This is a genomic window from Microbacterium xanthum (assembly GCF_034531355.1).
GTDB lineage: Bacteria > Actinomycetota > Actinomycetes > Actinomycetales > Microbacteriaceae > Microbacterium > Microbacterium xanthum.
The window spans coordinates 343,201-363,831 of the sequence record NZ_JAWHUE010000004.1 but is presented as its reverse complement, the minus strand read 5'-3'; the positions used below and the strand labels follow the sequence as shown (position 1 = coordinate 363,831).

22 protein-coding genes are annotated in these 20,631 nt (G+C 69.2%); 19 read left to right on the top strand and 3 right to left on the bottom strand.

All coding sequences use genetic code 11. From position 1 onward, the window contains the following. Positions 1–26 precede the first annotated feature (26 nt). The gene (locus tag RZO50_RS14130; protein ID WP_416211610.1) at positions 27–1,049 is read right to left on the bottom strand and encodes a LysM peptidoglycan-binding domain-containing protein; all 1,023 of its coding nucleotides are present in this window, start codon (positions 1,047–1,049) and stop codon (positions 27–29) included. Positions 1,050–1,210: 161 nt separating this feature from the next. On the opposite strand from RZO50_RS14130, the gene RZO50_RS14125 reads away from it, so the two are divergent. Beyond that, on the top strand, positions 1,211–1,558 hold the full coding sequence (locus RZO50_RS14125) for an Rv2175c family DNA-binding protein (protein ID WP_322600369.1): 348 nt from the start codon (positions 1,211–1,213) through the stop codon (positions 1,556–1,558). A gap of 9 nt (positions 1,559–1,567) precedes the next feature. On the opposite strand, the gene RZO50_RS14120 is transcribed toward RZO50_RS14125, so the two are convergent. After that, a complete protein-coding gene (locus tag RZO50_RS14120) occupies positions 1,568–2,662 on the bottom strand; it encodes a polyprenyl synthetase family protein (RefSeq protein WP_322600368.1) in 1,095 nt (364 codons plus the stop codon). Positions 2,663–2,732: 70 nt separating this feature from the next. On the opposite strand from RZO50_RS14120, the gene RZO50_RS14115 reads away from it, so the two are divergent. The 10 genes from RZO50_RS14115 to RZO50_RS14070 all read left to right on the top strand — a co-directional run bounded on the left by RZO50_RS14115 (position 2,733) and on the right by RZO50_RS14070 (position 13,539). Continuing rightward, positions 2,733–3,107 (top strand): DUF3040 domain-containing protein, encoded by a 375-nt coding sequence (locus RZO50_RS14115; RefSeq protein ID WP_322600367.1) that lies wholly within the window; start codon positions 2,733–2,735, stop codon positions 3,105–3,107. Between the two features lie 207 nt (positions 3,108–3,314). Then, positions 3,315–3,746, top strand: coding sequence for a division/cell wall cluster transcriptional repressor MraZ (gene mraZ / locus RZO50_RS14110; RefSeq protein ID WP_322600366.1), 432 nt, complete (start codon positions 3,315–3,317; stop codon positions 3,744–3,746). A 102-nt stretch (positions 3,747–3,848) separates the two neighbouring features. After that, the gene (rsmH, locus tag RZO50_RS14105) at positions 3,849–4,802 is read left to right on the top strand and encodes a 16S rRNA (cytosine(1402)-N(4))-methyltransferase RsmH (protein ID WP_322600452.1); all 954 of its coding nucleotides are present in this window, start codon (positions 3,849–3,851) and stop codon (positions 4,800–4,802) included. Beyond that, the gene (ftsL, locus tag RZO50_RS14100; protein WP_322600365.1) at positions 4,799–5,371 is read left to right on the top strand and encodes a cell division protein FtsL; all 573 of its coding nucleotides are present in this window, start codon (positions 4,799–4,801) and stop codon (positions 5,369–5,371) included. Before rsmH ends, ftsL begins: the two co-directional genes overlap by 4 nt. Positions 5,372–5,375: 4 nt before the next feature. Further along, a complete protein-coding gene (locus tag RZO50_RS14095) occupies positions 5,376–7,160 on the top strand; it encodes a peptidoglycan D,D-transpeptidase FtsI family protein (RefSeq protein ID WP_322600364.1) in 1,785 nt (594 codons plus the stop codon). Between the two features lie 20 nt (positions 7,161–7,180). Further along, entirely contained in the window at positions 7,181–8,593 is a 1,413-nt protein-coding gene (locus tag RZO50_RS14090; protein WP_322600363.1) for a UDP-N-acetylmuramoyl-tripeptide--D-alanyl-D-alanine ligase, read from the top strand. After that, positions 8,590–9,702, top strand: a complete 1,113-nt coding sequence (gene mraY, locus RZO50_RS14085) for a phospho-N-acetylmuramoyl-pentapeptide-transferase (RefSeq protein WP_322600362.1) — start codon at positions 8,590–8,592, stop codon at positions 9,700–9,702. Before RZO50_RS14090 ends, mraY begins: the two co-directional genes overlap by 4 nt. Next, positions 9,699–11,240 (top strand): UDP-N-acetylmuramoyl-L-alanine--D-glutamate ligase, encoded by a 1,542-nt coding sequence (gene murD, locus RZO50_RS14080; protein ID WP_322600361.1) that lies wholly within the window; start codon positions 9,699–9,701, stop codon positions 11,238–11,240. The genes mraY and murD overlap by 4 nt, the downstream gene beginning before the upstream one ends. Further along, positions 11,203–12,450 (top strand): putative lipid II flippase FtsW, encoded by a 1,248-nt coding sequence (gene ftsW / locus RZO50_RS14075; protein ID WP_416211609.1) that lies wholly within the window; start codon positions 11,203–11,205, stop codon positions 12,448–12,450. Before murD ends, ftsW begins: the two co-directional genes overlap by 38 nt. Beyond that, on the top strand, positions 12,451–13,539 hold the full coding sequence (locus RZO50_RS14070; RefSeq protein WP_322600360.1) for a UDP-N-acetylglucosamine--N-acetylmuramyl-(pentapeptide) pyrophosphoryl-undecaprenol N-acetylglucosamine transferase: 1,089 nt from the start codon (positions 12,451–12,453) through the stop codon (positions 13,537–13,539). It begins immediately after the preceding gene. Positions 13,540–13,573: 34 nt separating this feature from the next. Here the strand turns inward: RZO50_RS14070 and RZO50_RS14065 are convergent, their stop codons facing one another. Further along, positions 13,574–13,930 carry a GntR family transcriptional regulator gene (locus tag RZO50_RS14065; RefSeq protein WP_322600359.1) on the bottom strand — a complete coding sequence of 119 codons (357 nt, stop codon included), beginning with the start codon at positions 13,928–13,930 and terminating at the stop codon, positions 13,574–13,576. A gap of 105 nt (positions 13,931–14,035) precedes the next feature. Here RZO50_RS14065 and murC point away from each other — a divergent pair, with 105 nt between their 5' ends. From murC to lspA, 8 genes are all read left to right on the top strand, one after another. Continuing rightward, positions 14,036–15,451 (top strand): UDP-N-acetylmuramate--L-alanine ligase, encoded by a 1,416-nt coding sequence (murC, locus tag RZO50_RS14060; protein ID WP_322600358.1) that lies wholly within the window; start codon positions 14,036–14,038, stop codon positions 15,449–15,451. A gap of 6 nt (positions 15,452–15,457) precedes the next feature. Then, entirely contained in the window at positions 15,458–16,498 is a 1,041-nt protein-coding gene (locus RZO50_RS14055) for a cell division protein FtsQ/DivIB (RefSeq protein ID WP_322600357.1), read from the top strand. Between the two features lie 171 nt (positions 16,499–16,669). Next, the gene (gene ftsZ, locus RZO50_RS14050) at positions 16,670–17,839 is read left to right on the top strand and encodes a cell division protein FtsZ (RefSeq protein ID WP_416211608.1); all 1,170 of its coding nucleotides are present in this window, start codon (positions 16,670–16,672) and stop codon (positions 17,837–17,839) included. Between the two features lie 3 nt (positions 17,840–17,842). After that, positions 17,843–18,532 (top strand): YggS family pyridoxal phosphate-dependent enzyme, encoded by a 690-nt coding sequence (locus RZO50_RS14045; RefSeq protein WP_322600355.1) that lies wholly within the window; start codon positions 17,843–17,845, stop codon positions 18,530–18,532. A gap of 50 nt (positions 18,533–18,582) precedes the next feature. Further along, on the top strand, positions 18,583–19,044 hold the full coding sequence (locus RZO50_RS14040) for a cell division protein SepF (RefSeq protein WP_322600354.1): 462 nt from the start codon (positions 18,583–18,585) through the stop codon (positions 19,042–19,044). A gap of 3 nt (positions 19,045–19,047) precedes the next feature. Then, positions 19,048–19,350, top strand: a complete 303-nt coding sequence (locus RZO50_RS14035) for a YggT family protein (RefSeq protein ID WP_322600353.1) — start codon at positions 19,048–19,050, stop codon at positions 19,348–19,350. 114 nt (positions 19,351–19,464) lie between these two features. Continuing rightward, complete coding sequence (locus tag RZO50_RS14030; protein ID WP_322600352.1) at positions 19,465–20,067, top strand: DivIVA domain-containing protein; 603 nt, start codon at positions 19,465–19,467, stop codon at positions 20,065–20,067. Then, entirely contained in the window at positions 20,064–20,630 is a 567-nt protein-coding gene (gene lspA, locus RZO50_RS14025; RefSeq protein ID WP_322600351.1) for a signal peptidase II, read from the top strand. The genes RZO50_RS14030 and lspA overlap by 4 nt, the downstream gene beginning before the upstream one ends. The last annotated feature ends 1 nt before the right edge of the window (position 20,631 follow it).

Below are 20,631 nucleotides of genomic sequence, written 5' to 3'. Positions count from 1 at the left end.
CCGCCCGATCGGACTCCGGCCGGTGATCACCCGTGGGCGGCGAGCCACGCGTACGCAGGCTGCTCCCACCGCGCGTACCGATCGGGGTAGGCGGAGATCTGCACGGCCTGCGCGGCCTCGGCGTACGACATCGCCTCCCAGCCGGGGATGTCGAGAAGGCCGCGGGTGGTGTAGCCGTTCGGGTCCCCGTCGCCGCCGAAGAAGACGAGGATGGCGTACCGGCGGTCCAGGAGTTGGTCCGCGGTGCCCCAGCCGGTGCTCGGGCGTTGTTGGAACAGCCCGAGGGAGTCGCGGTCGCCCCAGTCGAGGTTGCGCAGCCAGGACTCCTGCATCGCGGTGCCGAGGGCGATGGCGATGCCGCGCTCGCTCACGCCGAGCTCGCGACCGATCGAGATGATCATCTGCACGTTCGCGATCTGCTCGGCATCGAGGGCGTCGACGGCCTCGGACGACCCCGAGCCCGTCGCCGGCGCGGTCGTCGCGGACGACGCCGACGCGAGCGCCATCCGGTCGGGGAGCGCGAGGGTCTGGCCCGGGTAGATGATGGCGTCGCGGCCGAGGCCGTTGGCGGCCAAGACGGCGTCGACCGTCGTGTCATGGCGCTGGGCGATGGCGAAGACGGTGTCGCCCGCGGCGACGGTGTGGGTGCCGCCGATGCCCGACGCCGCGACGGCCCCGTCGGGAGCGGCGGTGAGGATGATCTCCTGCCCGGGATGGATCACGCTTGCCCAGCCGAGGCCGTTGAGGGCCAGGACGTCCGCCGTGCGCAGACCGTATGCCGAGGAGATCCCGCTGATGGTGTCTCCGGGGCGCACGACATGCCGCGTCGGTGTCGCGGTGGTGATGGCTGCGGTGGTGGTGGTCGCGGCGCGGTTGGTGGCTTCGACGGCGGGGCCGTGCTTCGCACCCATGATGCCCGTGTCGGCAGCCTCGGCAGCCTCTGTCGGCAATGTGGTCGCGAGGACGGCGAGCGAGCCGAGGAGCGCAGCAGGCGCGTGGATGCGAGCACCGCGCGGGCGGGAGAGATCGGTGGTCTGGTTCACGGGCATCCTTCCGTTCGCCCCGCCACGGTGTCACGCGTGTCATCCAGTGTCAACCATCGTGACTCGTGTGAAAGATGAGACTTCTGTCATATCGACCCGTGCGATCGATCGCCGCAGACGCACCGACGGTGCCGCAGGGGAGGGGCGCCGGGTGAGATAGTGGGAAGGTGACTGAGGATGTTTCCCCGACGCCGACGGACTGGCTCTCCCTGCCGGAGCTATCGGAGCTGCTCGACGAGCCGCTCGGGCGGGTCAAGCGCCTGCTCGACGAGTCCCATCTGGTGGCTTCGCGCCGTCACGGCGCCCCCCGTGTGCCGGCCGTCTTCATCGCCGACGGCAAGCCGCTGTCTGCGCTGCGGGGAACGGTGATCGTGCTGCAGGACGCCGGATTCGACGACGACGAGACGATCGACTGGTTGCTGGCGCCCGAGGAGTCCATCGGGGCGGCGCCGATCGACGCGCTCCGTGAGGGGCGCAAGAGCGAGGTGCGCCGCGTCGCCCAGGCGCTCGCCTGAGTCCCGGGCTCACATGACGCGCACGGTCGCCGCGCGAGCGAGGTCGCGCAGCTGCCCGACGGCGGCATTGTCCAGCCGCACTCCTCTCAGCGCACGATCGGCCTGATCGGCCCAGTCCGAGATCAGCGCCTCGACGCGGTCGAGGGCGCCCGAGTCGATGATCGTGCGTTGGAGGGCCGCGATCTGCGCGTCGTCCAGTCCAGGGTCGCCGAGCAGCTCGTCCATCAGTCGCCGGGCACCAGGATCGAGCGATTCGCGCGCATAGGCAACGAGGACGGTGCGCTTTCCCTCGCGCAGGTCGTCTCCTGACGGTTTGCCGGTCTGTTCGGTGTCGCCGAAGACGCCGAGCACATCGTCGCGGAGCTGGAAGGCGAGGCCGACGGGTGTGCCGAAGGCCGCCAGCGCTGACGTCTGCTGCTCGTCTGCTCCGGCGAGGGCGGCTCCGATGAGGAGCGGCTGGAGGATGCTGTACCGTGCCGACTTCATCTCTGCGACACGCAGAGCCCGCGCGGCGTGCGTCCGGTCCGGCTCTGTCGTCCACGCGGACTCTTCGGCGACGTCGAGGAACTGCCCGACGGTGACTTCGCGGCGCATCGTGGCGTACTCGGAGCGGGTTCGGGCAGCGCGATCCGGCGTGGTCGCAGCGAGCCCTTCCTCGAGGAGGTCGTCGGACCACGCCACCAGCAGATCGCCCAACAGCACCGCCCCCGAGCGGCCGAACGCCGCGGGGTCGCCGCTCCACCCGGCGGCGACATGCCGAGCCTCGAGCGAGCGATGCGCGGCGGGGCGGCCACGTCTCGTATCGGAGTTGTCGATGATGTCGTCGTGGACGAGGGCGGCGGCGTGGAAGACCTCGAGGGCGGCGGCGGATGACAGGACCGGCGCCGGAATGCTCTCGACGGGCGCGGCTGCGGCGGCGACGGCGCGCCAACCCGTGATGCAGAAGCGGGCGCGCAGTCGCTTTCCGCCCGTCACGGCCGCAGCGCCGGCCTCCACCAGGAGTGACGCTTCGTCGCCCCAGTTCCGTGCGTCGCGACGCTGGGTGGACAAGAAGGTATCCAGTCGCTGGGAAATCACCTGGGGGAGGTCTGGAGCGGTTGACACGGGCCTAGCCTAGTAATCGACAGCCCGGGTAGAATGTGCGGGAACACAACAGCAGTCCAGAGGGGGATGCATGCCACTGTCCGAACAGGAGCAGCGTCTGCTCGACGAGATGGAACGCCATCTCATGCGCAACGAGGCCGACGTGGTCACCGCCCCCGAAGGCGGCCGCTCCCTCAGCTATCGCAACATCGTCTACGGAACCATCCTGGTGCTGCTCGGGCTCGCCGGCCTCATCGTCGGCGTTGCCGTGCAGTTGATCGTCGTGGGCGTGATCGGCTTCGTCGTCATGCTGGGCGGTGTCGTGCTGGCGGTCACACCGATGCGCGGCGGCTCCGCCGGCCCGTCGGTCAAGCCGCGAACGTCGGCGTCGCAGCCGCGCGCCGCGGGGCCGTCGTTCATGGATCGCATGAACGACAGGTGGGACCGTCGCCAGGGCGAAAGCTGATCCCTCCACCTCCCTCCACCTTCTGAGAACACCGGCCTTCGGGCCGGTGTTTTTTTGTCTTCGAGCCCCTTTCCGCGAGACGCGGGGAGGGGCTTTCTGGCCGTCAGGGGGAGAAAATCGTGCCATGAGTGTTACAAAGTGGAGGGAAGTGGAGTAAAGTGGGGGTCAACCTGGAGGGGCCGGACGAAGGGTGGGGGTGAGTGGCACATGCTGTTGGGCACGCACACCCCCAAGCTCGACGACAAGGGCCGCGTGATCCTTCCCTCCAAGTTCCGCGATGACCTCGGCGGAGGGGTCGTCGTGACCCGCGGCCAGGATCGCTGCCTCTACGTCTTCGCCACGGAGGAGTTCGAGCGCGTGCACGAGCGCATCCGCGAAGCGCCCCTGGCCAACAAGCAGGCGCGCGACTTCCTGCGCATGTTCCTCTCGGGGGCCAGCGCCGAGAAGCCGGACGGCCAGAACCGGATCACCATCCCGGCGCCCCTGCGTGCGTACGCGGGGCTCGAAAAGGACCTGGTCGTCACCGGCGTGGGTGCCCACGCCGAGATCTGGAACGCCGCCGCGTGGAACGCCTACGCCGAAAGCAACGAAGAGACCTACGCCGAGATGGAGCAGGAGGTGATCCCGGGCCTGTTCTGAGCCCTCTCCGTCGACTCCCAGCCGTTCAGCCCTGGCACCACTTCCCCGGTGCCAGGTCAGGAACGGATGGGGATCAGCGAAGAGGGACCGGCCGTCGACATCATGGACGCACGCGACCTCCACACCCCGGTCATGCTCGAGCGCTGCATCGAGCTGTTGGCCCCGGCGCTCCAGAAGCCCGGTGCCGTGCTGATCGACGGAACGCTCGGTATGGGCGGGCACTCCGAGGCCTTCCTCGAGCGGTTCCCGGAGCTGCATCTGATCGGCCTCGATCGCGATCAGGATGCCCTCCGGATCGCCGGCGGTCGCCTGGAACGGTTCTCCGGTCGGATGACGCTCGTCCATACCGTCTACGACGATGTGAGCACGGCGCTGCGCGCCGCGGGCGTCGACCGGGTGGACGGCATCCTCTACGACCTCGGTGTGTCATCGCTCCAGCTCGACGTGGCCGATCGGGGCTTCGCGTACGCGCAGGACGCGCCCCTGGACATGCGGATGGACCAGAGCGTCGGCATCACCGCCGCCGACGTCGTACGGGAGTACGGCGAAGGCGATCTCCGCCGCATCTTCGAGCGCTACGGCGAGGAGAAGCTGTCGGCGCGGTACGCCCGCGCCATCATCGCCGCCCGTGCCCACGCGCCGATCGAGCGGTCCGGGCAGCTGGTGAAGATTCTCAGCGACGCGACCCCGGCCGCGGTCCAACGGGCGGGGCACCCGGCCAAGCGGGTCTTCCAGGCCCTGCGCATCGAGGTCAACGGCGAACTCGCCGCGCTCGAGCGCGCCGTACCCGCCGCGATGAACGCGCTGGCGGTCGGGGGGCGCATCGTGGTGCTGTCGTATCAGTCGCTCGAAGATCGACTCATCAAGCGAGCCTTCGCCGAGGCGAGTTCCTCGACCGCGCCCGCGGGCCTCCCCGTCGAGCTCCCCGAGCATGCGCCCCGCTTCCGCCTGCTGGTCAAGGGTGCCGAGCTCGCATCCGACGAAGAGCGCGCGCAGAACTCACGGGCGATCCCCGTGCGGCTGCGCGCCGCCGAACGAGTGAGGGAGGCACGATGAGCACCGCTCCTGCCGTCAGTCCGCTCCGACGTCCCGTCGCGCCGCCGCAGCGTCGCCTCCACGCCGTGGCGGAACCCGACCGCGCGCGGCGCCCGAAGCTCCTCTACGGCATCGTCGCGCTGATCGGGGCGTTCGCCATCGCGGGCGCGCAGATGGCGCTGTCGGTCCTGACGACGCAGACGTCCTACGAGATCGCCGAACTCACCTCCCAGCAGCGCGACCTCACGTACGAGAAGCAGATCCTCGCCGATGAGCTCGCCGGTCTGAGCTCGCCGCAGTACTTGGCCGCCAACGCCGCCGCGCTCGGGATGGTCATCGATGAGACGCCGGCCTACCTGCGACTCAGCGACGGCGCCGTGATCGGCGCGGGTGAGGCGGCGGGAGCCGCGTCCTCCGTCGACGCGATCGGGCGTGGCTCGGTCGAAAACGCGTTGATCTCAGAAACGCCGCTGGTCACCGCGCCGGATGCGACGATCGCCGGAGACCCCGTCACCGCCGAGGAGATGGGGCTCACCGCCGACACGCCGCTCCCCGTGGCCGACGGACTGCCCACTCCTGCGACACGCTGATCCCATGACGACTCGCGCAACCCGCAGTCCACGCCGCCGCACCGTCGTCGCCCTCGCCGTGGTGCTCTCGGTCCTCGCCGCCTTCATCGTCCGACTCGTCGACATCCAGGTCGTCAATGCCGACGACCACATCGAGGACTCACTGTCGTGGGCGTTCGGCGGATCACAGGAGCTCTACGGCACGCGGGGCTCTATCGTCGACGCCGACGGTGAGCAGCTCGCCGGGAGCATCCTCACCTACGACGCGCAGCTGGACCCTTCCAACGCGGGCGACATCCGCCGCGCCGACGCGAGTGGCGACAGCGAGGTCGTCCCGTGGCCGACGGTGGCCGCCGAGATCGCGTCGATCACCGGTCAAAGCGGCGAGGAGGTCATGCGGGTCGTCGATGACGCACTCGCGGCCGATCCGAACTCGCAGTACGCGCAGCTGGCTCAGGGGTTGACCACACAGCAGTATCGCGACCTCGTCTCCCTCGGCGTCCCTTTCCTGTACTTCGAGGCGCGACCGGACCGCACCTACGTCGACGGTGCGGTCGCCGGCGCGCTCGTCGGATACGTCGGCAGCGACGGGGTACCCCTCGCCGGCCTCGAGCTCAGCCAGAACGCGTGCCTCGAGGCCTCGGACGGCACGCTCAGCTACCAGAAAGGCAAGGACGGCGTGATCATCCCCGGCACGTCGGTCGAGGAGCCCGCCGTCGACGGCGGGACGCTCATGCTCACCATCGATCGCGACCTGCAGTGGTACATGCAGCAGCTGATCGCCGAGCAGGCGCAGGACATGGGGGCGCAGTACGGGAGCATCCTGGTCGTCGAGGCCGAGACCGGAAAGATCCGGGCGGCCGCGGAATACCCCACCGTGGACCCGAACGACGTCGAATCCGCCGACGTCGACGCCCGCTACAGTCAACTGTTCACCGCTCGGCGCGAGCCCGGGTCGACGTTCAAGGCGCTCACGGCGGCCACGCTCCTGGACACGGGGGCGCAGACGCCGTACTCGACGGTCGACGCCGCCAGCTTCGAGACCTTCCCGAACGGCGCGCGGGTCCGCGACGCCTTCGTGCACCCCTCGTACACGTACACCCTCACCGGCGCCCTCATCGACTCGTCCAACGTCGCGGTGTCGAAATTCAGCGAGCGCGTTTCGGCGCAGACGCGCTACGACTACCTCGCCGACTTCGGGATCGGCGCTGGAGTCGACGTCGGCTACTCGGCCTCGCAGTCCGGCTACGTCCGTCCCGTCGATGAATGGGACAACCAGACCTTCTACAACCTGTCCTTCGGGCAGGGCCTGGAGACCACCATGCCCGAGCTCGCGCAGGCGTTCACAGCCATCACCAACGACGGCGTCCGCGTGCCCCTGTCGCTCATCGAATCCTGCACACTGTCAGACGGGACCGTCGTCGAGCCCGAGCAGGCCGACCCGGTGCGTGTGATCAGCGAGTCGACCGCCGACCAGGTCGGCGCCATGCTCGAGAACGTGTTCTTGCAGAGCACGTACGCCGACGACATCGCGATCGCCGGTTACCGCATGGCCGGGAAGACCGGAACCGCCGAGAAGACCGACGGGAAGGGCGGCTACAAGGTCGGGGCCTACTTCACGAGCCTCATCGGATACGCCCCCGCAGAAGACCCGCAGTACATCGTCCTCGTCAACCTCGACGAGCCGACGAAGGTAGCATCGTCTTCGGCCAACGTCCCGGCGTTCCAGAAGGCCATGACCCAGGTGCTCAAGAACTACCGGGTGATGCCTTCGACGACGTCGCCGGAGGAACTCCCCAAATTCGGGTGAGTGAGACGGCCGGAGAACCTATGATCGCGCTCACCATCGAACAGCTCGCCCGGATCGTCTCGGGCCGCCCCATCCTGTCCGCCGACGACACCCTCGACACGGTGGTGTCCGGAACGGTGGACACCGATTCGCGCAACATCGGGCCGGGCGACGTCTTCGTCGCCAAGCCCGGTGAGACCACGGACGGCCACCTCTTCGTTCCCGGGGCGGCGCACGCCGGCGCCGCTCTGGCATTGGTCGAGCACGAGGTCGACGCCGCCGTCTCGCAGGTGGTCGTCGATGACGTCGTCACCGCGATCGCCGAGCTCGCGAAGCACGTCGTCGGTACCGTGCGCACTCGCGGGGACCTGCGCATCGCGGGGATCACCGGCTCCAACGGCAAGACCACGACCAAGAACCTTCTCGCCCGCATCCTCGAGGGCGAAGGCCCGACCGTCGCGCCGCGCGCGTCGTTCAACAATGAGGTCGGTGCCCCGTTGACCATGCTGCGCGTCACCGATGACACCCGGTTCCTCGTCAGCGAGTTCGGTGCCAGCGCCCCGGGCGAAATCGCCCGTCTGGCAGGGCTGGTCGAGCCCGATCTCGGAATCGTGCTGATGGTCGGCATGGCCCACGCCGGCGGATTCGGCGGGATCGAGGCGACCTTCCACGCCAAGTCCGAGCTCGTCCGCGCCCTTCGTACGGGCGGTGTCGCCGTGCTGAACGTCGACGACCCCCGTGTGGCGGCGATGGCGCCCATCGCCGAAGAGATCGGTGCGAGCGTGCGGTGGTTCGGGCGCGGCGAACGCGCCGACGTGCGAGCCGTCGATGTCGAGGTCTCGGCCTCGGGGACGGCCGCGTCTCTCCTCGTCGACGGCGAGGAACGCACCCTGCGCCTGCGCGTCCTGGGCGAGCATCACGTGATGAACGCCCTGGCCGCCCTCACCGCCGCACTCTCGTTCGGCGTGGACCTCGACGCCGCGATCGCGCGGCTCGAAGCCGTCGAGCTCGCCGAGCGATGGCGCATGCAGCCGCTCGGGAGCGACCGTGTGCGCATCATCAACGACGCCTACAACGCCAGTCCCGACTCCATGGCAGCGGCGTTGCGCACCCTCGCGCAGATCACGGCTCCCACCGAACGCATGGTGGCCGTCCTGGGAGCCATGAGCGAGTTGGGGGAGTACGCCGGCGAAGAGCACGATCGCGTCGGTCTGCTGGCGGTGCGACTCGGGATCCAGCGCATCGTCGTGGTCGGCGACGACGCACGACGCCTGTTCCTCGCCGCGGTGGGCGAAGGATCGTGGGACGGCGAAGCCGTCTTCTTCCCGACCGCGGACGATGCCTTCACCTACCTGGAGACCGAGTTGCGGGACGGTGACCGCGTGTTGGTGAAGTCTTCGAACTCGGCCGGACTGCGTCTTCTCGGCGACCGGCTCGGGGAGGCGTTCGCGTGAGATCGCTCCTGACCGCGGCGGCGATCTCGCTCGCCTTCACCCTCTTCCTCACGCCGGTGTTCCTCCGCCTGTTCCGCACGTGGGGCTGGGGGCAGGTGATCCGCACCCCTGAGACGGGCAACAACCCCAAGCACGGTGCCAAGCGCGGCACCCCCACCATGGGTGGGACGATCTTCATCGTCGGCACGATCATCGGGTACGTCATCGGTGCGTACGTCGGCAACAACCCGCCGACGATCTCGGGGCTGATGGTGTTGTGGCTCATGGTCGGATTCGGGGTCGTCGGGTTCGTCGACGACTGGATGAAGGTGCGCAGTCAACGCAGCCTCGGGTTGTCCGGCTGGCGGAAGGTCCTCGGGCAGGTGATCGTCGTCGTCCCCTTCGCCGTGGTGGGCCTGAGTTTCCAGAACCTCGCGGGAACGACCCCGGCGTCGCCATATGTCTCCGTGTTCCGTGACGTCCCCATCCTGTGGTTCTTCGCCCTCGGACCGATCATCGGATGGCTCATCTACCTCGTCTGGATCATGCTCATCGGCGTCGCCGCCTCGAACTCGGTCAACGTGACCGACGGTCTCGACGGTCTCGCGGCGGGCGCCGGCATCTTCGTCGTGGGGGCCTACTCGCTCATCGCCTTCTGGCAGTTCAACCAGGCGTGCGCGGGCGGAAAAGTGCTCCTGCCGGACGTCCAAGCGGGATGCTACGAGGTGCGAGATCCGTTCGACCTCGCGATCGTGTCGGCCGCCTTCGTCGGCGCCCTGGTCGGCTTCCTCTGGTGGAACGCCCCGAAGGCGAACGTCTTCATGGGCGACGTCGGATCGATGGCGATCGGCGGCGTCATCGCCGCCATGGCGATCCTCACCCGCACCGAGCTGCTCATGGTCCTGGTCGCGGGCGTGTATGTCATCGCCTCGGGCTCGGTCATTCTGCAGCGTCTGTATTTCAAACTGACCCGCGGCAAACGGCTGTTCCTCATGAGCCCCCTGCATCATCACCTCGAGATGCGCGGCTGGGCGGAGGTGACCATCGTCGTTCGGATGTGGATCATCGCGGGCCTCCTCGCGGTCTCGGGCGTCGGACTCTTCTACGTCGAATGGCTCACCCGCACATGACGTCCGAACGCCTCTCCTCGCTCACCAGCTGGTACGCCGAGTGGACAGGGCTGCGGGTGGCCGTCCTCGGACTCTCCGTCACCGGCTTCTCCGTCGCCGACACCCTCGCCGAGCTCGGTGCGGACGTGCTCGTGCTCACCGAGAGTGCCTCCGAGGAGTACGCACGGCTGCTCCCGGTCATCGGCGTCCGCGCGTGGACCGGTTCTCTGGACACGGTTCCGGAGGAGCTCCTCGCCTTCGCGCCGGAGGTCGTCATCGCCTCTCCGGGGTTCGCCCCCGATCACGCGATCATCCGCTGGACCCAGGGGGCGGGCATCCCGCTGTGGGGCGATGTGGAACTCGCCTGGCGGGTGCGAGACAAGGTCACACGTGCCGACGGCGCCCCCGCGGACTGGCTTCTCGTCACCGGCACGAACGGCAAGACGACCACCACGCGGATGGCCGCGACGATGCTCGTCGCGTCCGGTCTGCGCGCCGCGCCGGTCGGAAACATCGGAACACCGGTGCTCGACGCGATCCGCGACCCCGCCGGCTTCGACGTCCTCGTCGTCGAGCTGTCCAGCCACCAACTCTGGTACCTCGGCCTCCAGGACGGCCCCGAACCGGTCTCACCTGCCGCGAGCGTGTGCCTGAACCTCGCCGATGACCACCTCGAGTGGCACGGTTCGTTCCAGGCCTACCGCGATGCCAAAGCGCACGTCTACGACAACACGCGCATCGCCTGCGTGTACAACAAAGCCGACGAGGCCACGCGCCTCATGGTCGAGGAGGCGGACGTCGTGGAAGGCGCCCGTGCCATCGGGTTCGACCTCGGGGTGCCGGGACCGAGCGACCTCGGTGTGGTCGACGGCATCGTGGTCGACCGCGCATTCCTCGACGATCGACGCACGAGTGCGTTGGAGCTCACGACGCTCGTCGACCTCGACGCGCAAGGCCTGGCGGCGCCGCACCTGGTGTCCAACATCCTCGCCGCCGCGGCGCTCGTGCGGGCGGTCGGGGCGCCGCCTGCCGCGATCCGCGACGCTCTGGCCGGCTTCACGCTGGACCCGCACCGCATGGAGGTCGTCGCCATCGCCGACGGGGTCACGTGGGTCGATGATTCGAAGGCGACCAACCCGCACGCGGCCCACTCGTCGCTCGCCGCCTACCCGGGGGCGGTCTGGATCGTGGGTGGTCTGCTGAAGGGCGTCGATGTCAGTGGCCTCATCGCGACGCGCGGTCCGAGCACCAAGGCGGCGATCCTCATCGGCACGGATCGATCCGCGCTGACGGCGGCATTCGAACGACACGCGCCCACGGTGCCGGTGTTCGAGGTCGCCTCCGATGACACTGAAGAGGTCATGGCACGGGTCGTCGAACTGGCGGCCGGAGTCGCCGCCGACGGAGACGTGGTCCTCCTCGCTCCCGCCGCGGCATCCTTCGACCAGTTCTCCTCCTACGCCGACCGCGGGCGGCGCTTCTCCGCAGCGGTGAAGGACCGGATCGCGAGGGGGACCGAGGGTGAGCACGACGCAGACGCCGCCCCCGGCGACCGCTGACGACGGCGACCCGCACGGCGGGTCAGGGGGTCTGACCGCGCGCGTCTCGCTCGGGCGGGTCTTCGCGCCGGTGCCGAGCGAATTCCTGCTCATCGCCTCCACCGCGCTCATCCTGACCGTCTTCGGCCTGGTGATGATCCTCTCGGCCACATCGGCGACCTCCACCGCCGTCGGCGAGGCGCCCTGGGATGCGGCGGTGAAGCAGGGTGTCTTCGCGGCTCTCGGCATCCCGCTGATGTTCATCGCCAGTCGACTGCCGATCCGCTTCTGGAAGCGCATCGCGTGGCCCGCGCTGATCGGCGCGACCGTCTTCCAGTTGCTGGTGTTCACCCCCCTGGGCGTGGAGAACGACGGCAACCGGAACTGGATCGTGATCGGTGGAGTGCAAGCCCAGCCCTCCGAGTTCCTCAAACTCGCGCTCGCCCTGTGGCTCGGGTTCGTCCTCTTCCGCAAGCAGACGCTTCTCGGCCTCTGGCGCCACGTCTTCATCCCCGTGGTCCCGGTCGCCGGTGCGGTCATCGCCACCGTTCTCGCCGGGCGCGACCTCGGCACCGGCATGGTCCTCGTACTGATCGTGCTCGCGGCACTCTTCTTCTCCGGGGTGAAGCTTCGCATCTTCATCCTTCCGCTCATCGTCGCCGTGGGCGCGGTGGCGGCGCTGGCCGTCACGAGCCCGAACCGCATGGCGCGCATCATGAGCTTCCTCGACGCCGACTGCGACTACTTCGATGAGTGCTACCAGCCCATGCACGGCGTCTTCGGTCTCGCCCAGGGAGGTGTCTTCGGGCTGGGTCTCGGGAACTCCAAAGAGAAGTACGACTGGCTCCCCGCCGCGGCGAACGACTACATCTTCGCCATCGTCGGCGAAGAGCTCGGCCTCATCGGATGCATCGTGGTGCTCGCGCTGTTCGCGTTGTACGCCGTCGGGGCCTTTCACGTCATCCGCAAGACCGACGACCCGTTCGTGCGCATCGTCGCCGGAGCCGTCACCGTGTGGATCGTCGGCCAGGCGCTCATCAACATCGGCGTCGTGCTGCGTGTGTTCCCGGTCCTGGGCGTGCCGTTGCCCTTCATGTCGCAGGGCGGAACGTCGCTGCTGTCGCTGCTCGTGGCCACCGGGGTCCTGCTCGCGTGCGCACGCTCCCTTCCCGTCCGCACGTCATCGGTCGCCGCACCACCGGATCCACCCCGACGTGCGAAGATCGGGTGAGTGACCACCTACCTTCTCGCCGGCGGGGGAACCGCCGGACACGTCAACCCCCTCCTCGCCGTCGCGGACGGACTCCGCGGGCGGGCGCTCGAAGACGGCGTTCTGGTCCTCGGCACCCGGGAGGGACTGGAAGCCCGCTTGGTTCCGGAGCGCGGCTACGAACTCCTCATCGTCGACAAGGTCCCGTTCCCGCGTCGCCTCAATCGTGACGCAGCGGCGTTCCCCGCGAGATTCCGGCGCGCGATCGCGCAGGTCCGAGAGCACATCCGGGCGCACGGCGTCGATGTCGTCGTCGGGTTCGGCGGCTATGCGTCGGCACCGGCGTACGTCGCGGCATCCCGCGAGAAGGTGCCGTTCGTCGTCCACGAGGCCAATGCCAAACCCGGTCTGGCGAACATCCTCGGGGCGCGTCGGGCGGCCGAGGTCGGGGTCGCCTTCGACGGCACCCCGCTGAAGCGCTCGGAGGTCGTCGGCATGCCCCTGCGCCGCGAGATCGTCGAGCTCGATCGGCGAGAACGGCGTGCCGAGGCCGCGGACCATTTCGGTCTCGACGCGGATCGGCCGGTGCTGCTCGTCTTCGGTGGTTCCCTCGGCGCCCGACGTCTCAACGAGGCCTTCGGGGAGGGGCACGGGGGAGCCTGGCGAGACGTCATCGACGCCGGGTGGCAGCTGCTGCACGTCACGGGTGAACGCTCCACCTTGTCCGATCCCGGAGTCGACGGGTATGCGGTGCGGCGTTACGTCGACCGGATGGACCTCGCCTTCGCCCTCGCTGACATGATCGTCTCCCGCGCGGGCGCGGCGACCGTGTCGGAGGTCAGCGCATTGGGGATCCCCGCCGTCTACGTGCCGTACGCCGTCGGCAACGGCGAGCAGGCGTTGAACGCGGCATCGGCCGTCAACGCGGGCGCAGCCCGCCTCATCTCCGACGGCGACTTCACAGCTGCCCGCGTGCGCGAGGAGATCGTGCCCCTCCTCGCCGACGCCGAGCGACGCGAGGCGATGGCGCGGGCGGCGAACCATGTCGGAACCCGGTCGGGCACCGACAACGTCATCGCGATGCTGGACCGCGCGCTTTCGTGGTCCTGATCCTCCGCTCGACCGGGGGAGGAGACGGGCGGACTCAGCGGCGTAGGGCGTCGGCGACGAGGGCGAGAGCGTCGCTCGGGTCCATACCCACCAGGCGGGCCTGGGCTGCGAAGTCCTCGGCGGCGAGTTCGATCCGGCGCCGCGCGGGGTCGGTGGACATCGCCACGAAGGTGCCGGCACGGCCGCGGGTCTCGATCACGCCGGCCAGCTCGAGCTCACGGTAGGCCCGCGCGACGGTCCCCGGTGCGACGTCGAGCTCCTGGGCGAGCGTGCGCACCGGAGAGAGGCGAGCGCCGGCGGTGAGCGACCCGTCGCGGACCGCTTCGACGATCTGGGCGCGCACCTGCTCGAAGGGCGGTGTGGACACGGTGGTGTCGATGGCGAGTCTCATCGGCGCTCATCATCGCCGTCGCCGCGCCGATGTGTCAACACGAACACCGGGCTCACAGCGCGCCGGGAGGGTCGACACCTCCACGCGGCCTAGGATTGTCGGGTCATGATCAGACCCGACCTCTCCCTTCCGATCCCCGCGCGGATCGAGGCCGCTCACTTCATCGGCATCGGCGGCTCCGGCATGTCGGGGCTGGCGCGCATGTTCCTTCAGCGCGGCATCCGCGTGTCGGGTTCGGATCGTGCCGACAGCGCCGCCCTCCAGGAGCTCGCCGAGCTCGGCGCGACCGTTCACGTCGGACACGACGCCACCAACCTCGCAGACGACGTCGACACCGTCGTGCACACCGGGGCCATCTGGCCGGAGAACCCGGAATTCGTCCTCGCCAAGGAGCGCGGACTGCACGTGATTCATCGCTCGCAGGCGCTCTTCTGGCTGATCGGCGGTCGTCGCCTGGTGTCGGTCGCGGGTGCGCATGGCAAGACCACCTCGACCGGCATGATCGTCACGGCCCTGCGTGAACTCGGCGACGACCCGACCTTCGTCAACGGAGGTGTCATCGCGCAGCTCGGTGCGTCCAGTGGGACGGGCACGGACGACCTGGTCGTCATCGAGGCCGACGAGTCCGACGGCACGTTCCTGCTCTACGAGACCTCGATCGCGTTGATCACCAACATCGACGCCGACCACCTGGACCACTACGGAACGGCCGAGGCCTTCGACGATGCGTTCGTCCGCTTCGCCGACGCGGCCCGCGAGGCCGTTGTGATCTCCGCCGACGATCGCGGTGCGCGCCGCGTGCGTGAGAGGCTGACGCACGAGAACGTGATCACCTTCGGCGAGAGCGATGACGCGGATGTGCGCGTCACCGACATCCGGACCGACGGTCCCGTCGCGTTCACGGTCGAGCACGCGGGGGAGCGCGCCGAGGCGCGGCTGCCGATCCCGGGGTCGCACAATGCGATCAACGCGACGGGCGTCGTGGCCGTCCTCCTCTCCCTCGGGTGGACCCTCGCCGCGTCCGTCCGGGCCGTCGAGGGCTTCTCCGGCACCGTGAGGCGCTTCGAACTGCACGGTGTGGAGCGAGGCGTCAGCGTCTTCGACGACTACGCCCACCATCCGACCGAGGTCGCCGCGGCGCTGGCGGCCGCGCGCACGGTCGTGGGCGACGGGCGCATCATCGCCCTTCATCAGCCTCACACCTATTCGCGCACGCAGGCCATGTACCGCGAGTTCGCGGAGGTGCTCGAGACTCAAGCCGACCACACGGTCGTCCTCGATGTCTACGGTGCTCGTGAAGATCCGGTGCCCGGGGTCTCGGGCGCACTGGTGGCAGACGCCTTCTCCGACCGGGAGCGCGTGCACTTCGTCGCGGACTGGCAGGCTGCGGCAGACCACACCGCTGCGGTCGCGCGGGACGGCGACTACATCATCACGCTCGGTTGCGGAAACGTCTATCTGATCATCCCGCAGCTGCTGGAGGCCCTCGCGGGCGGCGCGGGATCCGCGGCGGGGGAGTAGGCACCGGTGCGTCGGCCCGCCCCGCTCCCTCCGCCGCCGCGTTCGAACCGCGAGGACGAGACCGAGCGCCGCGCGGAGTCCGCGCACGCAGACCCTGCGGCGGGGGCGACCGCGGTCGGCGAGGACTCCGCTTCCGATGCCGGCCGGACATCGCCGACCGACCCCGACCGGAGGGATGTCGCCGACACCGGCGTGCCCGCCCCCGTCCGTGACCTGCATGGCCATCGCGGGCACCGGGATGCGTCTGACCAGGACGCGACCGTGGACTCCGCCGAGCAGGAGCAGGTCGGGTGGCGGGCCGTATGGCGCGCCGCGCGGGCGCGCCGACGGGCGCTGCGGGCGGAGATGCGGCGCTTCACGGCGCGTCAGCGTCGCCGGCGCGCCGTGTGGCTGTGGTCCGTCGGTGCGTTGGTCGCTCTCGTGGTGGTCACCCTCGGAGCCGCCTACTCGCCGCTGTTCGCGGTGGAGCGCATCCGGGTGGTCGGCGCGGAGAGCCTCGACTCGAGCGCCGTGGAGGATGCTCTCGTCGGTCAGCTGGGCACACCGCTGCCGCTCGTCGACGAGAGTGCCGTGAAGGCGATGCTCGTGACCTTCCCGCTCGTCGAGACCTACACGCTGGAGGCGCGTCCGCCCCACGAACTCGTCGTCAGGATCGTGGAGCGCACCCCTGTGGGCGTGATCTCGGGCGCCGCGGGCTACACCCTCGTCGACGCCGCGGGTGTGACGCTGTCGACGACCCCCGAGGTTCCCGAGGGGGAGCCGGTGCTCGACATCGTCGGCGGAACGGATTCGGCCGCCTTCGAGGCGGTCGGCCACGTCGTCCGGAGTCTGCCGGAGGGCATCCGCGCACAGGTGACGGGCGTGGCGGCGACCTCGGCGGACGACGTCACCCTGACACTCGGCGGCACCGACACGGAAGTGGTGTGGGGGAACGCCGCGGAGTCGGCGCTGAAGGCGCTCGTCTTGGAGCGCCAGATGGCGGTCACCCCACCCGAAGAGGTGTCGCTCTACGACGTCTCGTCACCGGATGTGGTCGTCGTCGGCTGATCGACGCACACACCGCCCGGGTGTCGGCGACAAGGTTTGCGCGACACGCCGCGACCCTCCGGACGCACGCGCCGCGTGCGCATACCGTCGTTCTCAGGAATTGCATACCGGGCAATTCTTTAAGCCTCTAGTAGAGGTTGAAGGTTGGGTTCGGACGAGACGGAGGCCCGCATGAGCCAGAACCAGAACTACCTTGCGGTGATCAAGGTCGTCGGCGTCGGCGGCGGCGGCGTCAACGCGGTCAACCGCATGATCGAGCTCGGCCTTCGCGGCGTCGAGTTCATCGCGGTGAACACCGATGCGCAGGCGCTGCTGATGAGTGACGCGGACGTCAAGCTCGACGTCGGACGCGAACTGACACGCGGCCTCGGCGCCGGAGCCGATCCCGAGGTCGGCCGCCGCGCGGCGGAGGACCACGCGGACGAGATCGAAGAGGCGCTGCGCGGGGCCGACATGGTCTTCGTCACCGCGGGCGAAGGCGGCGGAACGGGCACCGGCGGTGCGCCGGTGGTCGCCAAGATCGCCAAGTCGATCGGCGCCCTCACCATCGGTGTCGTCACCAAGCCCTTCTCCTTCGAGGGACGACGCCGGCAGAGCCAGGCCGAGTCGGGCGTGGCGAAGCTGAAGGAGGAGGTCGACACCCTCATCGTGGTGCCGAACGACCGGCTCCTGGAGATCAGCGACCGCGGCATCTCGATGATGGAGGCCTTCGCCACCGCCGACCAGGTCCTCCTCGCCGGTGTGCAGGGCATCACCGACCTCATCACGACGCCCGGTCTCATCAACCTCGACTTCGCCGACGTCAAGTCCGTCATGCAGGGCGCCGGATCCGCGCTCATGGGGATCGGTTCGGCCCGCGGCGCGGACCGCGCGATCAAAGCGGCCGAGCTGGCTGTCGAATCGCCGCTGCTCGAGGCGTCGATCGAGGGTGCGCATGGCGTCCTGCTGTCGATCCAGGGCGGGTCGAACCTGGGCATCTTCGAGATCAACGACGCGGCCCAGCTGGTCAAAGAGGCGGCCCACCCGGAGGCGAACATCATCTTCGGGACCGTCATCGACGACACGCTCGGAGACGAGGTCCGGGTCACGGTCATCGCCGCCGGCTTCGACGGAGGCGAACCGTCGCTGCGGCTCGACCCGGTCGGGACCGCCCGTGTGACGACCGCCACGACGCCCGTGCTCCCGGCGACCCCGGCGGACGAAGCCGCCAAGGACCGCGACGAGGAGCCGGCGCCCGCCGTCGCGGAGAAGGTCTCCGTCGCCGCGCCCGCGCTTCCCGAGTCGTCCTACGACTCGGCTTTCAACGACGACGACCTCGACATCCCCGACTTCCTGAAGTAAGCGGTGACCGAAGACACCCTCGCGGGTCGGCTCGCGGACATCGACGCCCGCGTCGCGCATGCGGCGCGGGCGGTCGGTCGTTCGCCCGCGGAGATCACGCGCATCGTGGTGACGAAATTCCATCCCGCGAGCCTGGTGTCCGAGCTCCACCGCCTCGGTGTGCGGGATGTGGGGGAGAACCGCCAACAGGAGTTCAGCGCCAAGGTCGGAGACGTCGGCCCCTTGGAGGGGCTCCGGTGGCACTTCGTCGGGCAAGCCCAGACCAAGAAGGCCCGGGCGATCCGGGCGTCCGCCGCCGTCGTGCACTCGGTCGACCGTGCGAAGCTCGCGGATGCGCTGGATCGCGCCGGTGACGGGATGCCGCCGCTGGACGTGCTGCTCCAGGTCAACCTGACGGACGATGTCGGGCGCGGCGGTGTCGCGCCCGACGAGCTCGAGGGCCTCGCCGAGCATGTCGCGGGGTGCGGGACTCTCGTGCTGCGCGGAGTGATGGCGGTTGCGCCGTTGGGTCAGGAAGCCGCGCCCGCCTTCGACGCCCTGGCCGGCTATGCCGAGCGTGTGCGGCGGGTTGTGCCGGACGCGACCTGGATGTCGGCGGGAATGACGGCAGACTTCGCCGAGGCGATCGCCGCGGGTGCGACACACCTGCGGATCGGCTCGGCAATCACGGGTCCGAGGCCCGACCGCGGTTAGCCTCGGAAAAGGATGAGCGATCCTCGCCGACAGGCGAACAGGGAGGAACGATGTCGAACGTGCTGAAGAAGTCCATGGTGTACCTCGGACTCGCGGACGAAGAAGAGGTCTACGACGAGACCGAGTCGCAGCCTGCGCGCAAGACGCAGGCACCGGAGAAGACCACTGCGCCGGTCACGCCGATCCATCGCCCCGCCGTCGTGCGTCAGCCGGTCGCCACGCAGGTCAGTGAGATCCTGACGGTCCACCCGAAGCAGTATCGCGACGCGCAGGTCATCGCCGAGAGCTTCCGCGACGGTGTGCCCGTGATCATCAATCTCTCGCAGATGAGCGATGCTGACGCGCGTCGCCTCATCGACTTCGCCAGCGGGCTCTCCCTCGGGCTGTACGGACGCATCGAGCGCGTGACCAGCAAGGTCTTCCTGCTCTCGCCGGAGAACGTCTCGGTGTCCGGCGAGGGCGCCGTCGCCCAGGCCGACCCCGACGCAGTGCCGTTCGCACACTCCTCGTAGGTCGTGGGCGTCGTCCAGATCGTCGCAGGGGTCCTGAACTTCCTGCTGCTGATCTATGTCTTCATCCTGCTCGGGCGACTCGTCCTCGAGTGGATCCCGGTGTTCAACCGCGAGTGGCGTCCGCGGGGTTTCGGCCTCGTGCTCGCCGAGCTCGTCTACACGATCACCGACCCGCCCATCCGGCTGTTCCGTCGTTTCATCCCTCCGCTGCGCGTCGGCGCCGTGGCGATCGACTTCGGCTTCGCCCTCACGATGCTCGTGTGTTTCATCCTCCTTTCGGTGACACGGGCGATCGCGGCGGGCTGATCGTCTTCGACACCCCCGGGACCCCGGGCTATGCTTTCCTGAAAGCGACCCCGTCGGCATCCGCCGTCGGGCCCCACATCGGCCAGCGATACGCGCTCGAAAGAGGTACCACCCATGGCATTGACCCCCGATGACGTCGTCACCAAGCAGTTCCAGCACGTCCGGTTCAAGGAGGGCTTCGACCCGGACGAGGTGGATGACTTCCTCGACGAGATCGTCGTGGAGTGGCGCAAGGCCCTCGCCGAGAACGAGGAGCTGAAGGCGAAGCTCGCCGCATACGAGTCCGGTGAGCAGGCCCCCGCCGGCGAGGCTCCGGCCGCTGAAACGACGGAATCGCCGGCCGCGGAGGCACCCGCAGCGGAGGCCCCGGCCCCGGCCGCCGGCGCTCCCGGCGCCCAGAGCGCCGGCATCATCGAGCTGGCCCAGCGCCTGCACGATGAGCACGTCGCCGAGGGCCAGGCGCAGCGCGACCAGTTGATCGCCGACGCCCAGTCGCGCGCCGCAACGATCGTGGCCGACGCCGAGGCCAAGGGACGCGACGAGATGGCGCGCCTCGAGCGCGAGCGCACCACGCTCGAAGGCCGTATCACCGAACTCCGCAACTTCGAGCGGGACTACCGCGCGCAGTTGCGCAGCTACATCGAGGGCAAGCTCCGCGACCTCGAGACCACGTCGACCTCGTCGGGCTCGACCCCGGTGTCGGCGATCGGCCTTTGACAGGCCGAGCCCCTCTTCACACGGCGGCGGCCGGCATCCTCGTCGCGATCCTCGCGGCGTCGGTGCTGGCCGCCGACCAGTTGTCGAAGTACCTCGCGATCGAGAATCTCCCGCTGCGGGAGCCCGTGCCGGTGTGGGGAGAGTTCCTCCAGTGGTTCCTCGTCTACAACCCGGGAGCGGCGTTCTCGCTCGGTGAGGGCTATACGTGGATCTTCACGATCGCCCTTGCCCTCGTCGCCGTGGCGATACCGGTGATCGTCATCCGGTCGGTGCGTTCCCGCGTGTGGGCGGTGACGCTCGGGCTTCTGCTCGGCGGTGTGCTCGGCAACCTCTTCGACCGCCTCTTCCGCGAGCCGGGGTTCGGCGTCGGGCACGTGGTCGACTTCATTTTGACGCCATGGATGTGGTTCTGGATGAACCCGGCGATCTACAACGTCGCCGACATCTTCATCGTCACCATGATGATCGTGGTTGCGGTGCTGATCCTGCGCGGCGTCCGTTTCGACGGCACGCGTGAATCGGCCGAGACGGCACCGGGCGCGGACGAGCCGGTGAGGGACTGAC

Coding starts and splice junctions, on each gene's coding strand:
- RZO50_RS14130 (WP_416211610.1), bottom strand. CDS start 1,049: ATGCCCGTGAACCAGACCACCGATCTCTCCCGCCCGCGCGGTGCTCGC.
- RZO50_RS14115 (WP_322600367.1), top strand. CDS start 2,733: ATGCCACTGTCCGAACAGGAGCAGCGTCTGCTCGACGAGATGGAACGC.
- mraZ (WP_322600366.1), top strand. CDS start 3,315: ATGCTGTTGGGCACGCACACCCCCAAGCTCGACGACAAGGGCCGCGTG.
- rsmH (WP_322600452.1), top strand. CDS start 3,849: ATGGACGCACGCGACCTCCACACCCCGGTCATGCTCGAGCGCTGCATC.
- ftsL (WP_322600365.1), top strand. CDS start 4,799: ATGAGCACCGCTCCTGCCGTCAGTCCGCTCCGACGTCCCGTCGCGCCG.
- RZO50_RS14095 (WP_322600364.1), top strand. CDS start 5,376: ATGACGACTCGCGCAACCCGCAGTCCACGCCGCCGCACCGTCGTCGCC.
- RZO50_RS14090 (WP_322600363.1), top strand. CDS start 7,181: ATGATCGCGCTCACCATCGAACAGCTCGCCCGGATCGTCTCGGGCCGC.
- murD (WP_322600361.1), top strand. CDS start 9,699: ATGACGTCCGAACGCCTCTCCTCGCTCACCAGCTGGTACGCCGAGTGG.
- RZO50_RS14065 (WP_322600359.1), bottom strand. CDS start 13,930: ATGAGACTCGCCATCGACACCACCGTGTCCACACCGCCCTTCGAGCAG.
- murC (WP_322600358.1), top strand. CDS start 14,036: ATGATCAGACCCGACCTCTCCCTTCCGATCCCCGCGCGGATCGAGGCC.
- ftsZ (WP_416211608.1), top strand. CDS start 16,670: ATGAGCCAGAACCAGAACTACCTTGCGGTGATCAAGGTCGTCGGCGTC.
- RZO50_RS14040 (WP_322600354.1), top strand. CDS start 18,583: ATGTCGAACGTGCTGAAGAAGTCCATGGTGTACCTCGGACTCGCGGAC.
- RZO50_RS14030 (WP_322600352.1), top strand. CDS start 19,465: ATGGCATTGACCCCCGATGACGTCGTCACCAAGCAGTTCCAGCACGTC.